General features: G+C 62.3%; 14 protein-coding genes and 2 tRNA genes. 15 read left to right on the top strand and 1 reads right to left on the bottom strand.

All coding sequences use genetic code 11. The features are described 5' to 3' along the window. Positions 1-4: 4 nt before the first annotated feature. The 11 genes from B5F74_RS08150 (at position 5) to B5F74_RS08200 (ending at position 7,687) form a co-directional block, all read left to right on the top strand. Positions 5-78: transfer RNA gene (locus B5F74_RS08150), tRNA-Met, on the top strand. A 91-nt stretch (positions 79-169) separates the two neighbouring features. Next, positions 170-1,360 (top strand): elongation factor Tu, encoded by a 1,191-nt coding sequence (gene tuf / locus B5F74_RS08155; protein WP_066829724.1) that lies wholly within the window; start codon positions 170-172, stop codon positions 1,358-1,360. Positions 1,361-1,565: 205 nt separating this feature from the next. After that, positions 1,566-1,715 carry a 50S ribosomal protein L33 gene (rpmG, locus tag B5F74_RS08160; RefSeq protein ID WP_079989048.1) on the top strand — a complete coding sequence of 50 codons (150 nt, stop codon included), beginning with the start codon at positions 1,566-1,568 and terminating at the stop codon, positions 1,713-1,715. Between the two features lie 12 nt (positions 1,716-1,727). Further along, positions 1,728-1,803: transfer RNA gene (locus tag B5F74_RS08165), tRNA-Trp, on the top strand. 75 nt (positions 1,804-1,878) lie between these two features. Further along, a complete protein-coding gene (gene secE / locus B5F74_RS08170) occupies positions 1,879-2,289 on the top strand; it encodes a preprotein translocase subunit SecE (RefSeq protein WP_087201537.1) in 411 nt (136 codons plus the stop codon). 3 nt (positions 2,290-2,292) lie between these two features. Further along, positions 2,293-2,829 (top strand): transcription termination/antitermination protein NusG, encoded by a 537-nt coding sequence (nusG, locus tag B5F74_RS08175; protein ID WP_066829720.1) that lies wholly within the window; start codon positions 2,293-2,295, stop codon positions 2,827-2,829. Between the two features lie 119 nt (positions 2,830-2,948). Beyond that, positions 2,949-3,380, top strand: coding sequence for a 50S ribosomal protein L11 (gene rplK, locus B5F74_RS08180; RefSeq protein ID WP_087201539.1), 432 nt, complete (start codon positions 2,949-2,951; stop codon positions 3,378-3,380). 106 nt (positions 3,381-3,486) lie between these two features. Continuing rightward, positions 3,487-4,194, top strand: coding sequence for a 50S ribosomal protein L1 (rplA, locus tag B5F74_RS08185; RefSeq protein WP_066829712.1), 708 nt, complete (start codon positions 3,487-3,489; stop codon positions 4,192-4,194). A gap of 235 nt (positions 4,195-4,429) precedes the next feature. Beyond that, entirely contained in the window at positions 4,430-4,780 is a 351-nt protein-coding gene (locus tag B5F74_RS08190) for a PadR family transcriptional regulator (RefSeq protein WP_066829709.1), read from the top strand. Next, the gene (locus B5F74_RS08195) at positions 4,777-5,910 is read left to right on the top strand and encodes a permease prefix domain 1-containing protein (RefSeq protein WP_087201541.1); all 1,134 of its coding nucleotides are present in this window, start codon (positions 4,777-4,779) and stop codon (positions 5,908-5,910) included. The genes B5F74_RS08190 and B5F74_RS08195 overlap by 4 nt, the downstream gene beginning before the upstream one ends. 562 nt (positions 5,911-6,472) lie before the next feature. Beyond that, positions 6,473-7,687 (top strand): mandelate racemase/muconate lactonizing enzyme family protein, encoded by a 1,215-nt coding sequence (locus B5F74_RS08200; protein WP_087201543.1) that lies wholly within the window; start codon positions 6,473-6,475, stop codon positions 7,685-7,687. Positions 7,688-7,914: 227 nt separating this feature from the next. Here the strand turns inward: B5F74_RS08200 and B5F74_RS08205 are convergent, their stop codons facing one another. Then, positions 7,915-8,958: a threonine aldolase family protein gene (locus B5F74_RS08205; protein WP_087201544.1), complete on the bottom strand. Its 1,044-nt coding sequence runs from the start codon at positions 8,956-8,958 to the stop codon at positions 7,915-7,917. Positions 8,959-9,481: 523 nt separating this feature from the next. Here B5F74_RS08205 and B5F74_RS08210 point away from each other — a divergent pair. The 4 genes from B5F74_RS08210 (at position 9,482) to leuB (ending at position 14,110) form a co-directional block, all read left to right on the top strand. Next, positions 9,482-11,023, top strand: coding sequence for a 2-isopropylmalate synthase (locus B5F74_RS08210; protein WP_066829697.1), 1,542 nt, complete (start codon positions 9,482-9,484; stop codon positions 11,021-11,023). 45 nt (positions 11,024-11,068) lie between these two features. Continuing rightward, positions 11,069-12,334: a 3-isopropylmalate dehydratase large subunit gene (gene leuC / locus B5F74_RS08215; RefSeq protein WP_239283424.1), complete on the top strand. Its 1,266-nt coding sequence runs from the start codon at positions 11,069-11,071 to the stop codon at positions 12,332-12,334. A gap of 78 nt (positions 12,335-12,412) precedes the next feature. Beyond that, the gene (locus B5F74_RS08220) at positions 12,413-12,910 is read left to right on the top strand and encodes a 3-isopropylmalate dehydratase small subunit (RefSeq protein WP_066829689.1); all 498 of its coding nucleotides are present in this window, start codon (positions 12,413-12,415) and stop codon (positions 12,908-12,910) included. Positions 12,911-12,949: 39 nt separating this feature from the next. Next, complete coding sequence (gene leuB / locus B5F74_RS08225; RefSeq protein WP_204212514.1) at positions 12,950-14,110, top strand: 3-isopropylmalate dehydrogenase; 1,161 nt, start codon at positions 12,950-12,952, stop codon at positions 14,108-14,110. Positions 14,111-14,114: the final 4 nt, after the last annotated feature.

Consider the following 14,114-nt stretch of genomic DNA (forward strand, 5'->3'; position numbering starts at 1 on the left):
GTACGGCGGTGTAGCTCAGCTGGTTAGAGCACACGGTTCATACCCGTGGCGTCACTGGTTCGAATCCAGTCACCGCTACCCAGGTAACACGGTGGCTTTCCTATATACTAGGGGAGCCACTAAGTTTATTGGTACGTCCCGCCGGGGACACCTTTAAGGAGGAGGCTTCATGGCCAAGGAAAAGTTCGAGCGCACTAAGCCGCATGTTAACATCGGCACCATCGGTCACGTTGACCACGGCAAGACCACGCTGACGGCTGCCATCACCAAGGTTCTCTCCGAGACCGAGGGCTGCAAGGCCGACTTCACCGCGTTCGAGAACATCGACAAGGCTCCCGAGGAGCGCGAGCGCGGCATCACCATCTCCGTCGCTCACGTCGAGTACGAGACCGCTACGCGTCACTACGCTCACGTCGACTGCCCCGGCCACGCTGACTACATCAAGAACATGATCTCCGGTGCTGCTCAGATGGACGGCGCTATCCTGGTCATCGCTGCCACCGACGGCCCCATGGCCCAGACCCGCGAGCACATCCTGCTCGCCCGTCAGGTCGGCGTGCCCTACATCGTCGTGTTCCTGAACAAGTGCGACATGGTTGACGACGAGGAGCTTATCGATCTCGTCGAGATGGAGACCCGTGAGCTCCTCTCCGAGTACGACTTCCCCGGCGACGACATCCCCGTTGTCCGCGGCTCCGCTCTGGGCGCCCTCAACGGCGAGGAGAAGTGGATGGATTCCGTCCGCGAGCTCATGAAGGCTGTTGACGAGTACATCCCGACCCCCGAGCGCGACGACGCCAAGCCGTTCCTGATGGCTGTCGAGGACGTCATGACCATCTCCGGCCGTGGTACCGTTGCTACCGGTCGTGTCGAGCGCGGTCAGCTCAAGCTCAACGAGCCCGTCGAGATCGTCGGCATCAAGGAGACCCAGTCCACCGTTGCTACCGGCATCGAGATGTTCCGCAAGACCATGGACTTCTGCGAGGCTGGCGACAACGTCGGCATCCTGCTGCGCGGCATCAAGCGTGAGCAGATCGAGCGCGGCCAGGTTCTCTGCAAGCCCGGTTCGGTTCACCCGCACACCAAGTTCACCGGCGAGGTCTACGTCCTCACCAAGGAGGAGGGCGGCCGTCACACCCCGTTCTTCGATGGCTACCGTCCGCAGTTCTACTTCCGTACCACTGACGTGACCGGCTCCGTCAAGCTGCCCGAGGGCACCGAGATGGCCATGCCTGGTGACCACATCACCATCGAGGGCGACCTCATTCACCCGATCGCCATGGAGGAGGGCCTGCGCTTCGCTATCCGCGAGGGTGGCCACACCGTTGGCTCCGGCGTTGTCAGCACCATCATCGAGTAACTTCGGTTAGTCGTAGCTGATTTGCTTCTTGAACCCGGCTCCTTTTCGGGGGAGCCGGGTTTTTCTTGTCTACTCCTTTGTACAGGTTGTGTAACGAATTTGCAGATGTCCACCAGATTTCAAAGGAGCATTGACACACTTCCGTATCTGCGGTTAAATGTTCCACCGTGCCCGCAGGGGACGGTAAATGGAGGTTATTAGATACATGCGTACTCTCGTTACACTTGCCTGCACCGAGTGCAAGCGTCGCAACTATACGACGACCAAGAACAAGGCAAACATGCCTGATCGCATGGAGATCAAGAAGTATTGCCCCTGGTGCCGTCGTCACACCGTGCACAAAGAGACTCGCTAGTCTCACGTACATACGCCAGTAGTTCAATTGGTAGAGCATCGGTCTCCAAAACCGAGTGTTGAGGGTTCGAGTCCTTCCTGGCGTGCCAGTTTGTAATCCGTAAGCCTCCTTGTGAGGCTTACGGTTTCTAATGTCTAGGTGGTTTAGGCCGGAGGTAAACGTCATGGCCAACAAGAAGTCCAAGAAGAAGAGCAACCAGGCTTCTCCTGCTGCTTCTAAGGCCCAGCCTGCGCAGGCAGCCGGCAAGAAGGCGGATGCCAAGAAGGCCGCTCCTCAGAAGGAGGAGAAGAAGTCTCTCTTCAAGAAGGGCGAGAAGGCCCCTGAGACGTCGAAGAAGGCTTCCAAGAAGACCACCAAGGCCAAGAACGCCAAGCCGGGTATCATCGCCCGTGCAAAGAAGTACCTTGGCTCCATCCGCTCCGAGATGAAGCGCGTTGTGTGGCCGTCCAAGAAGGAGCTCATCAACTACTCCGTGGCGGTCGTCGTTTCGCTCGTTGTCGTTGGTATCGTGATCGCCGTCCTCGATGTTGTCATCGGTGAGGGCCTTCTGCTCTTGTCGGGACTGAGGGGGTAGTTCATGTCTAAGCGTTGGTACGTAGTTCACACCTATTCCGGATACGAGAACCGCGTCAAGTCCGATCTCGAGCATCGCATCGAGACCATGGGTATGCAGGACCGTATCTTCAACATCGAGATTCCGGTAGAGCGCGTCACCGAGATCAAAGAGGGCGGCAAGCGCGAGACCAAGGATTCGAAGATCTTCCCGGGCTATGTGCTGGTCCGCATGGAGATGGACGATGATGCTTGGACCTGCGTTCGCAACACCCCCGGCGTGACCGGTTTCCTGGGCGCCAACGGCAAGCCCGCTCCGCTCTCCCGCGATGAGTACAACAAGATGATGCGCAAGTCCGCTAAGGGCGGCGCTCCCAAGCGCACGTCGGTCGCCATCGAGGTCGGTACGGCCGTCAAGGTCATCTCCGGTCCTCTGGCCGATTTCGACGGCAAGGTGTCCGAGGTCAACGCCGAGTCCGGCAAGGTCAAGGTCACGCTGCTCATCTTCGGCCGCGAGACGCCGGTCGAGCTTTCGTTCGACCAGATCACGGTCATCGGTTAGGTTGTCCGTTCGCGCGTGCACGCTTCGTCATCCGGCCGCTCACCGGATGGTGTGCTTCTAACGGGTTCGCGCTGACGATATAGCACTTGTTCACACGTTCGTGTTTAGGAAGGTTTGACATGGCTGAGAAGAAAGTTGCCACCGTCATCAAGCTCCAGATTCCCGCTGGCGCTGCGAACCCCGCTCCTCCCGTCGGTCCTGCCCTGGGTGCCGCTCAGGTCAACATCATGCAGTTCTGCCAGGCGTTCAACGCCGCTACGGCTGACAAGCAGGGCGACATCATCCCCGTCGAGATCACCGTCTTCGAGGATCGCTCCTTCGACTTCGTCTGCAAGACCCCTCCTGCGGCTCACCTGATCAAGAAGGAGCTCAAGCTCAAGGGCGGCTCCGCCGTTCCGCAGCGCGACAAGGTCGGCCAGCTCACGCAGGAGCAGCTCACCAAGATCGCCGAGATCAAGATGCCGGACCTCAATGCCAACGACATCGAGGCCGCCAAGAAGATCGTCGCCGGCACCGCCCGCTCCATGGGCGTCACCATCGCCGACGCGTAAGTTGTTTTCCTTGCAGGCGCGGCATTCGTTCGCGCCTGTTTTTGCGCAATAGGGCGCATATCGATGTGGGAGGGCTCGTGCCCGTTCACCACAGGAGGTAAGAATCATGGCTAAGCATGGTAAGAAGTTCCGCGCTGCTGCGGAGAAGGTCGATCGTTCTCAGCTCTACACGCCGCTTGCGGCCGTGAAGCTGGTCAAGGAGCTCGCTCCCGCCAAGTTCGACGAGACCGTTGAGGCTCACTTCCGTCTGGGCATCGACACCCGCAAGGCTGACCAGAACATCCGTGGCTCCATCTCCCTGCCTCACGGCACCGGCAAGTCCGTTCGCGTTGCCGTGTTCGCCGAGGGCGCCAAGGCTGACGAGGCTCGTGAGGCCGGTGCCGACGTCATCGGTTCCGACGAGCTGATCGCTGACATCCAGAAGGGCGAGATCAACTTCGACGCCGCCATCGCCACCCCGAACATGATGGCGAAGGTCGGCCGCATCGGTAAGATCCTCGGCCCCCGTGGCCTGATGCCGAACCCCAAGCTCGGCACCGTCACCATGGATGTCGCCAAGATGGTCAGCGAGCTTAAGGCCGGCCGCGTCGAGTATCGCGCTGACCGCTACGGCATCTGCCACGTGCCCCTGGGCAAGGTTTCCTTCGACGACCAGAAGCTCGTCGAGAACTATGCCGCTCTGTACACGGAGATCCTGCGCGTCAAGCCCGCTTCCGCTAAGGGCAAGTACGTGAAGAGCATCACGCTGACCTCCACCATGGGCCCCGGCGTCAAGGTCGACTCCGCTGTCCAGCGCAACTTCATGGAGGAGTAGCGTTTAGCGCTTTACATTTCCGGTGTTGCTGACAGCCCGGTACCGTTCGCGGTACCGGGCTTTTTTGGTGCAGTTGTGGGCAAATGGTCCCGTTTCAGAACGTTCTTACGAAATCCTACCGTTTACCTTGCCTAATCTACCGTCTATCTGTGTGAGAAAATGTATATCAACACACAAAGTAATCTGTGCTACATTGGAGCTGTCAGAAAGCACGTATCCGACGGGAGGTGACGCAATGTCCACGAGGGATGCGGTAAGCGATCTTATTCGCGGAAATATCGACGCCATCATCTTGTGCACGCTTTCGAGTGGTGACAGCTATGGCTACGAGATCCTCAAAGAGATCGCCACGGCCAGCGGGGGAGAATATGAAATGAAAGAGCCCTCGCTGTACACGAGCCTCAAGCGCTTGGAGAATCAAGGGTACGTTGAGAGTTACTGGGGGGATGAGTCGCAAGGCGCCCGACGCAAGTACTATCGGGTTACCCCTTCGGGTGGCGATGAGCTCACCGAAGCGACGAAGCGCTGGGTTCGTGTTCGCAATATTATCGATAGGCTGCTGAAACAGGAGGGGGACAGACGATGAACGAGCTTCGTATGTACGTTGAGCATCTGTTCCAGGGTAGGGTTCTCACTGAAGAGAACATCGAGCTCAAGGAAGAGATCTACGGCAACCTCGTGGCGCGCTACGAGGATTATCTTGCCCAGGGGCTGTCTGAAGAAGAGGCGATGGCGCGCACGAAGGAAAGCGTGCCAAGCATCGATGACGTGCTGTCGGGAGGTGCCGGCACCGATGAGCCCGTCGAGGCGCCGACGACCGTGCTTCCCGAGACGGAGCCGACGGTCGTTATGGCTGCGCCCGCGGTAAAACCCGAGACGCCTCGAGGGCCGACTCCACCGACATCCTCTGCGGCCTCTGAGGGCTCACAGCACCAGGCGTCCAAGTCGCGGGCCAAATGGCCGCTCGTGCTCGGCATCGTCGCCGTTGCCCTGATCGCCGCGGTGCTCGGCCTGTTCGAGTTTGTGATCGATCCCATGCTGGATCATCAGGAGGATGTCGCCGAGGCCCAGGCAGAGCAGCAGTGGCGCGAGCAACAGAACCAGAGCCCGCAGACCTCGCAGGGCGACTCGACGAGCGGTGATGCGGCCACGTCGTCGAACACTCAGTCCCAAACGCAGGCCCAGACCCCGCAATTCGACGACCCTGAGGATCAGCGGGAGTGGGAGGCTACGACGGCGCTCGACAACGAGATCGCCAACAACTCGATCGATACGCTGAAGTCCTATACGGGGAACGGCACGACCAAGGTGCAGCTGTTCGAGAGCCTTCCGCTCGGCTCCTATGTTGATAGCTCCGGCGTCGAAGAGAACGGCGACAGCTTCAACGTGCGCTACAGCAATGTGAGCGAGGACATCGATGGCGACGCTCTCGACCGCGCGATCGTCTACGACGCCGTGGCGGCACTGTCGGTCTACGAGGACCTCAACACGGTGAACATCACGGTTCACGAGCAGTACGACAGCGAATACGAGACCGACATCTACAGCTTTGAACGCACGATGCTCGAGCAGCTCCTGTCGGATGCGAGCGGAGGTTCGATCACGCAGCTGAACTCCTCGCTGTTCGAATCCGGCGACCAGTGGAACGCTGTGCGTGACCTGGTGATGCGCGAGAACGTGTACGACACGGCAACCGATCGGGCTGAGCGCAACTAACTTGATACCTCTCGGATGGGGGCGGACATCATTTGGATGTCCGCCCCCCTGCGTTAGGGAAACACTGAACAATTGCTTTTGCGGTGGGTAGCATAAAGCGGCCTTGCGCTCACGTCCTGGGAGGACGCCCAGCGGAGATTCAGCCGTACAGAATTGCTGAAAAATCGACGTTATGAGTGAGTGGATTTGGAAGGTCCTGAAAATCGCATCCGTTGAATGGCTGTGACCTGCGGAAACATCGGCTCGAAGATGCCGTTTTGTTCGAGTTTGAAATCGATGCGCTCAAAACGTCGATTTTTCAGCGAACGCTCGGCCAGAACCCTCCGCAGTGGGCTGCGGGCCGTTAAGCCGTGCCATCAAACGCCCCCCGTGGGGCCGGCTTCCTACCCGGGGTGCTCCTGCGGAAGCCCTTACTCCGTGGTCCCTTTGCCATATCTGTTACTGCCGTTTATCGAATGTGTATTTCGTACCGATGACGAGTGCGTGGTTTCTCTATAGAACGGATGAAAGGGAGTGCTGATGATGCGCTTCGGTTCGAGACGCGGACGACGGAGGAACGGCCATGGCTATCATTACCACATTGCGGACGATTCGCGTAGAGCAGTATCCAAACTGCATATGGGTCGAGGTCGAGACCGACGACGGGCTTGTCGGTTTGGGCGAGGCGTGGCGCGGCGCCGCGGCGATCGAGGCGGTCGTGCACAGCGAGCTGGCCGATTGGCTGATCGGCCAGGATGCCCGTCGCATCGAGTTTATCTCGCGCACGCTGCTGACGCCCTACGTGGGCTTCCATAGCGCCAGCGCGGAGGTCCGCGCGGCGAGTGCGGTGGATATCGCCCTGTGGGACCTGTTCGGCAAGCGTGCCGGCATTCCGGTGTACGAGGCCCTGGGCGGTGCCTCTCGGACCTCACTTCCGGTGTACAACACGTGCTCGGGTTATTCGTTCAACGCGAGCAGCAGCGCCTATGACTCGGGGAACGCCCGTCGCGTCATCACCGATGCCGACGGCATGCGCGGTCCCTATGACGATCAGATCGCCTTCACACGCGATGCGGGCAAGCTGGCCGAGAGCCTGCTCGCGGAAGGCTATCGCGTGATGAAGATCTGGCCGTTCGATCCGTATGCGAAGGCGACCCAGGGCATGTGGATCTCCGACGAGGATCTGCAGGCGGGCATGGAGCCGTTCCGCAAGATTCGCGCCGCGGTGGGCAACCAGATGGAGGTCATGTGCGAGCTGCACAGCCTGTGGAGCGTGCCGGCGGCGCGCAGGATCTGCCAGGCGCTCGAGGAGGTGGACGTCTTTTGGGCGGAGGACCCGCTGTGCAAGATGGACGACGTCGAGCAGCTTCGAGACCTTCGCGCCGGGACGCGGACCCCGATCTGCGGCAGCGAGACGCTGTCTTCGGCTCCGGTGTTCCGCCGGTTGCTTGCCGAGCAGGCAGTCGACTACGCGATGCTCGATTTGGGCTGGTGCGGCGGCTTGACGGAAGGGCGCAAGATCGCCGCGCTGGCGGAGAGCTTCAACATCCCCATCGCACCGCACGATTGCACCGGTCCCGTCCAGCTGTGGGCGGGCCTGCATCTGGGCATGTATGCACCGACCGCCATGTTCCAAGAGGTGGTGCGCGCGAACCTCGCGACGTGGTATCAGGATCTGGCGGATGCGCTTCCCCAGATCGATGGCGGTCGTGTCGGTCTGCCCGAGAGGCCGGGACTCGGCGTCGAGCTGCGTCCCGAGGTCAAGCAGCGCCCGGATGCCATCATCCGTGAGAGCTAGAAGCTCTGATTGATTGGCCGATGCGCGCCCGAGGTCTCCCTTCGGGCGCTTTTCTGTGTGCGTCCAACGACGACACCCCTCTTCATTCATGAATGAAGAGGGGTGTCAGAAATTTGAATCCTGGGCAAACGTCGAAAAGGACCCCGCTTATTCATGAATAAGCGGGGTCCGAGGGGGTGCGGCAGGCCGATTCGTCTCGATCCGTTTCACGCGTTATCGGAAGCGGATCAGCCCGCGAGCTCGTTTTCGAGCTCGCGCACGATGGCGGCTGCTTCGAGGGCCTCGTCGCGCGTGATGCCGCGGTAGAAGACGAATCGGATGTAGCGCTTCATGACCGGGCGGATGATAAGGCCCCGTTGGGCGGCGAGCTCGCAATAGCGCAGCGGGTCATCGACCAGGTCGCTCACGTCTATCACGACGATGTTGGTGACGACATCGCCCACGATATTCGTATGCGGAAGGTCGAGGATCGCATCGGCGAATGCGCGGGCGTTCTCATGGTCTTCTGCCAGGCGGTCGATGTTGTGGCGCAGCGCGTAGAGTCCCGGTGCGGCGATGACGCCGGCCTGCCGCATGGCCCCGCCGAGCGCCTTGCGCATGCGGCGCACCTCCAGTATGGTGCCCTGATCTCCGCAGACGATCGAACCGACGGGGGCCGAGAGCCCCTTGGACAGACAGAACATAAGGGTGTCCACGGATGCGCACAGCACGGCGGGGGCGATGTCGAGGGCGACGGTCGCGTTGAACATGCGGGCGCCGTCCATGTGGACGGGGATGCCATGGGCTCCTGCGAGCTCGTGGATGGCGGCGAGGCGCTTGAGCGAGACGACGGCCCCGCCCGCGTAGTTGTGCGAGTTCTCGACGCAGACGAGGTCGATGCCGCCCGCATCGAGATGCCGTTCGATGTCGGCGAGGTCGGGCTGGCCGTGCTCGTCGTGGCGGTAGGTCTGGAACTTCATGCGTCCGAAATCGGGATCGAACAGGTACTTCTCGCTGATGAGCAGATGCTGCTGCTCGTCCACCAGCAGGGTGCTTCCCGGTTTTGCCTGGGCGAGCACGGCTGCGGTGTTCGCCATGCTGCCCGACGGCATGAGGACCGCGGCCTGTTTGCCGGTGATCTGCGCAGCGAGGTCCTCGAGCTCGTTGACCGTGGGGTCTTCGCCGCGGCCAAGCTCATGGGTCCGGTCGTCGTCGCCAAGCGGGGCGTCGAGGATCGTCTCGAGCATCTCAGACGTCGGTTTGGTGAGGGTGTCGCTGCGCAGGTCGATCATAGTGCCTCCTCGTGCCGGTGGTGCGGCACCATCATATCGTGCGATCGGGGAGTGGGCGAGGCGGCACCGTTCGGACGGAGGCATCGGGCCGGCTGAAGGCCGATGTCCTGCTGGGGCCCTCTCGGTGTGCCCGGGCATCCCGCGCTGGGCTGCCAGAGGCACCGTGCGGACCATTTACGGGATTCTGACTTGCATGAGCGCTTTAGTTTGCTAAACTGCAATACATTCGCCTACGAAAGGACGGAACGCATGGCAACAAGGGAGTACAGCATGACTTCGCGCGCGAGCGCCTCTGCTGCTCAGTCCCTATCCCTAGCGCTCCTACTAGCCGCCGATGCGCGCTAGGGTCCTTCGTATGGCACGAATGGCATAAGCCGGCACTTCCAGAAGCACCCCACCGCGCATCTGACCGACGCCTTGCAGGGCGTGACGCGCGACGGGGTGCTTTTGCGTATCTTGCGCAACCGCAATCGGTGCCACCTCCTGCAGGCACAGCACACGACCACGAGCACAGGAGGAACCCATGACCCGCAAGATCGCCATCTTCGACACGACGCTGCGCGACGGAGAGCAGTCGCCCGGCGCAAGCATGAACACCGAGGAAAAACTCATCATCGCCCGTCAGCTTATCCGCATGAACGTCGATGTCATCGAGGCGGGTTTCCCCATCTCGAGCCCCGGTGACTTCAAGAGCGTGGCCGAGATCGGCCGCATCGCGGGCGACAAGTGCACGGTGTGCGGTCTGACGCGCGCGGTCGACAAGGATATCGAGGTCGCAGCCGAGGCGCTCAAGACCGCCAAGCGTCCGCGCATCCATACCGGCCTGGGCGTGTCGCCCTCCCATCTGCGCGACAAGCTGCGCCTCACGGAGGAAGAGGCCATCGAGCGTGCCGTCCATGCGGTCAAGCATGCGCGCAACTTCGTGGACGATGTCGAGTTCTACGCCGAGGACGCCGGTCGTGCGGATCAGGACTTCCTGGTGCGCATCATCGAGGCGGCCGTCAAGGCCGGCGCCACGGTCGTGAACATCCCCGATACCACGGGCTACAACATGCCGTGGGAGTTCGGCGCGCGCATTCGCGACCTGCGCGAGCGCGTGGACGGTATCGAAGATGTCACTATCTCCGTCCATACCCATAACGATCTTGGTATGGCGACCGCCCTGGCGCTCGAAAGCGTGCGTAACGGCGCCACGCAGATCGAGTGCACCATCAACGGCCTGGGTGAGCGCGCGGGCAACACCTCGCTCGAAGAGGTCGTCATGGCCATCCGCATGCACGGCGCCGAGCTTGACGCCCACACCGACATCGTCACGCAGGAGCTCACCCATGCGAGCAAGCTCGTGAGCTCCATCACGGGCATCATGGTTCAGCCCAACAAGGCGATCGTCGGCGCCAACGCGTTCGCCCATTCCTCGGGCATCCATCAGGACGGCGTTCTCAAGGCGCGCGATACCTACGAGATCATCGACCCCGCCGACGTCGGCGCCGCCGGCTCGCAGATCATCCTGTCCGCGCGCTCCGGCCATGCGGCGCTGCGCCATCGCATGGCAGAGCTGGGCTACACGTTTACCGATGAGGAATTCGAGGGTATCTACCAGGCATTCCTCGAGGTCGCCGACAAGAAGAAGGAAGTGTACGACGAGGATCTGGAGTCCATCGTCCACGAGCGCGAGCGCGTGAGCGCCGCGATCTGGACGCTGGGCGCCGTGCAGGTGTCCTGCGGCTTCCCGCTGACGCCGACGGCGACGCTGACGCTGGTCGACGAAGAGGGCACCGAGCATACCGTCGCCGCCTACGGAACCGGTCCGGTCGACGCCGTCTACAAGGCGGTCGACCAGATCGTGGCCGTGGACAACGACCTGTCCGAGTTCTCCATCAAGTCCATCACCCGCGGCATCGATGCGCTGGGCGAGGTCACGGTGCGCGTGACCGCCGCCAACGGCGAGGTCTACATCGGCCGCGGCAGCGATAACGACATCATCGTGTCCTCCACGAAGGCCTATATCAACGCCCTGAACCGCCTGATCTCCGATCAGCGCGAGGCAGAAGCCAGCGCCGCCTAACGGCAGGCGACACGCAACGTCAGATCACAGAAAGGGATGCAACCAATGCCAAGACCTATGACCGTGGCCGAGAAGATCCTTGCGGCCCATGCCGGACTCGATGAGGTCCGTCCCGGCCAGCTCGTCGAGTGCGATGTCGACATCGTGCTGGCCAACGACATCACGGCGCCCATCGCCATTGACGTGTTCCGCGAGCTCGGCGCGACCGAGGTGTTCGACCGCGACCGTGTGTGCCTCGTGCCCGACCATTACGCGCCCAACAAGGACATCAAGAGCGCCGAGCAGACCAAGAAGATGCGCGACTTCGCCCATGAGCAGAAGGTGACGCACTATTGGGAGCAGGGCTGCGCGGGCATCGAGCACGCGCTGCTTCCCGAGACGGGCACCGTCGTGCCGGGCGACCTGATCATCGGCGCCGACTCGCACACCTGCACCTACGGCGCACTCGGTGCGTTTTCCACCGGCGTAGGCTCCACCGATGCGGGCGTGGGCCTGGCGACCGGACGGTGTTGGTTCAAGGTCCCGCCGACCATCAAGTTCGAGATCGAAGGCGAGCTTGTCGACGGCGCGACGCCCAAGGACGTCATTCTGCACATCATCGGCATGATCGGCGTCGACGGCGCTCTGTACCAGGCCATGGAGTTCACCGGGTCGGCCATCCGCAGCATGTCGATGGAGGGCCGCATGACCATCTCGAACATGGCGATCGAGGCCGGCGGCAAGGCGGGCATCATGGAGGTCGACGACGTTGCGCGCGCATGGCTCGAGGGGCGCTGCCAGCGTCCGTACGTGGAGTACCACGCCGATCCGGATGCGGAGTACGCGCAGGTCATCCATATCGACGCGGCCGACATCAAGCCGTGCGTCGCGTGGCCGCATCTGCCGGGCAACGCCCATCCGGTGAGCGAGAGCACCCATATCGCCATCGATCAGGCCGTCATCGGAAGCTGCACGAACGGCCGTATCGAGGATATGCGCGCTGCTGCAGAGGTGCTGCGCGGGCGCACCGTCAACCCGAACGTCCGCTGCATCGTGATCCCCGCGACGCAGGCGGTCTTCAAGCAGTGTATGGCGGAGGGTCTGGCCGATGTCTTCATCGATGCCGGCTGCGTGTTCTCCACCCCCACGTGCGGTCCCTGCCTGGGCGGCTATATGGGCATCCTCGCTGCCGGTGAGCGCTGCGTGTCCACCACCAACCGCAACTTCGTCGGCCGCATGGGCGATCCCACCTCGGAGGTCTATCTGGCAAGTCCCGCGGTCGCCGCTGCAAGCGCGGTCGCCGGCCATATCGCCGCGCCGTCCGACCTGTAATGATTCCTTTTGGGACGGGGCCATCTTGTTTCATGCGGGCCCCGTCCCGCCCAGATCGTGAGTACGAAAGGACCGCTCATGCATTTTGAAGGCACCGCGTTCCGCTATGGACGCGATATCGACACCGATGTCATCATCCCTGCCCGCTATCTCAACTCCTCCGACCATGCGTACCTGGCGTCGCACTGCCTGGAGGATCTCGACCCGACGTTCGTCGAGCGCATGAAGCCCGGCGACATCATCGTGGCCGAGGAGAACTTCGGCTGCGGCTCTTCCCGCGAGCATGCGCCGGTTGCCATCAAGGCCGCGGGCGTGTCGTGCGTCATCGCCAAGAGCTTCGCGCGCATCTTCTACCGCAACGCCATCAACATCGGGCTGCCGATTCTGGAGTGCCCCGAGGCCGTCGACGCGATCGCCGACGGCGTACGGGTCTCGGTCGACACGGATACCGGAACCATCACCAACATCGATACCGGAGAGGCGTTTGCGTCCGAGCCGTTCCCGCCGTTTATCGCCGAGATCATCGAAGCGGGCGGCCTGGTCAACCGCACGCGCGCCAAGCTGGCCGCGCAGTAATGCCATCCGGTACGTTTTGGGACGGGGTCGTTTTTGCTCATGGACAATCCGTTTTCCGCGGGCCCGAGCTCGCTTGATTGGAGCTGCAACGTGAAGAAGAGCTACAAGATTTGCTGCCTGCCCGGTGACTGCATCGGGCCGGAAATCATGGCCGAGGGCAAGAAGGTGCTTGCGGCCGTGGGTCAGAGGTTCGGCGTCGAGTTTGTCTGCGAGGACGCCTTGATCGGCGGCGCGGCGATCGACGCATGCGGCACCGCGCTGCCCGATGAGACGCTTGATGCCGCGCGCGCGTCCGACGCTGTGCTGCTTGCCGCCGTGGGAGGTCCCAAATGGGACACGACCGACCCTGCCGCGCCGCGTCCCGAACAGGGTCTGCTCAAGATCCGCAAGGAGCTGGGGCTGTACACCAACCTGCGCCCCGTGCAGATCTTCTCGGCGCTTTCCGGTGCTTCCACGCTGAAGCCCGAGGTCATCGATGGTGTGGACATGATGATCGTGCGCGAGCTCACCGGCGGCCTGTACTTTGGGCGTCGCGAGCGCTTCTATGACGAAGAGGGTGCGGGCGCGGACGGAAAGCCGGGCCAGCGCGCGTATGACACGCTCGAGTATCGCGAGTACGAGATCGAGCGCATCGCCCGCCAGGCCTTTGAGGCGGCGCGCAAGCGTCGCGGCAAGGTGGCGAGCGTGGACAAGGCGAACGTGCTGGAGACGAGCCGCATGTGGCGCGAGATCGTGCATCGTATCCACGACGAGGACTACGCCGACGTGGAGCTCGAGGACGTGCTGGTAGACAACGCCGCGATGCAGCTCATCAATCGCCCTGCGGACTTCGACGTCGTGGTGACCGAGAACATGTTCGGCGACATCCTGTCCGACGAGGCGGCGCAGATCACCGGGTCGCTCGGCATGCTCGCCTCCGCGAGCCTGGGCGACGGCGTGGCCCTGTACGAGCCGAGCCACGGAAGCGCGCCGGATATCGCGGGCAAGGGCATCGCGAACCCGCTTGCCCAGATTTTGTCCGTTGAGATGATGCTGCGCTACAGCTTCGACATGGGCGAGGCCGCCGACGCCATTCGCGCTGCGGTGACCGCGGTTCTCGATGACGGCCTGCGCACGCGCGACATCGCTGACGCCGGGACGCCTGGGGAGAACGTGCTGGGCACCGCCGCCATGGGGGATGCCGTCGTGGCACGGCTGTAGGGTC

This window comes from Collinsella sp. An271, assembly GCF_002159695.1.
Classification (GTDB): domain Bacteria; phylum Actinomycetota; class Coriobacteriia; order Coriobacteriales; family Coriobacteriaceae; genus Collinsella; species Collinsella ihumii.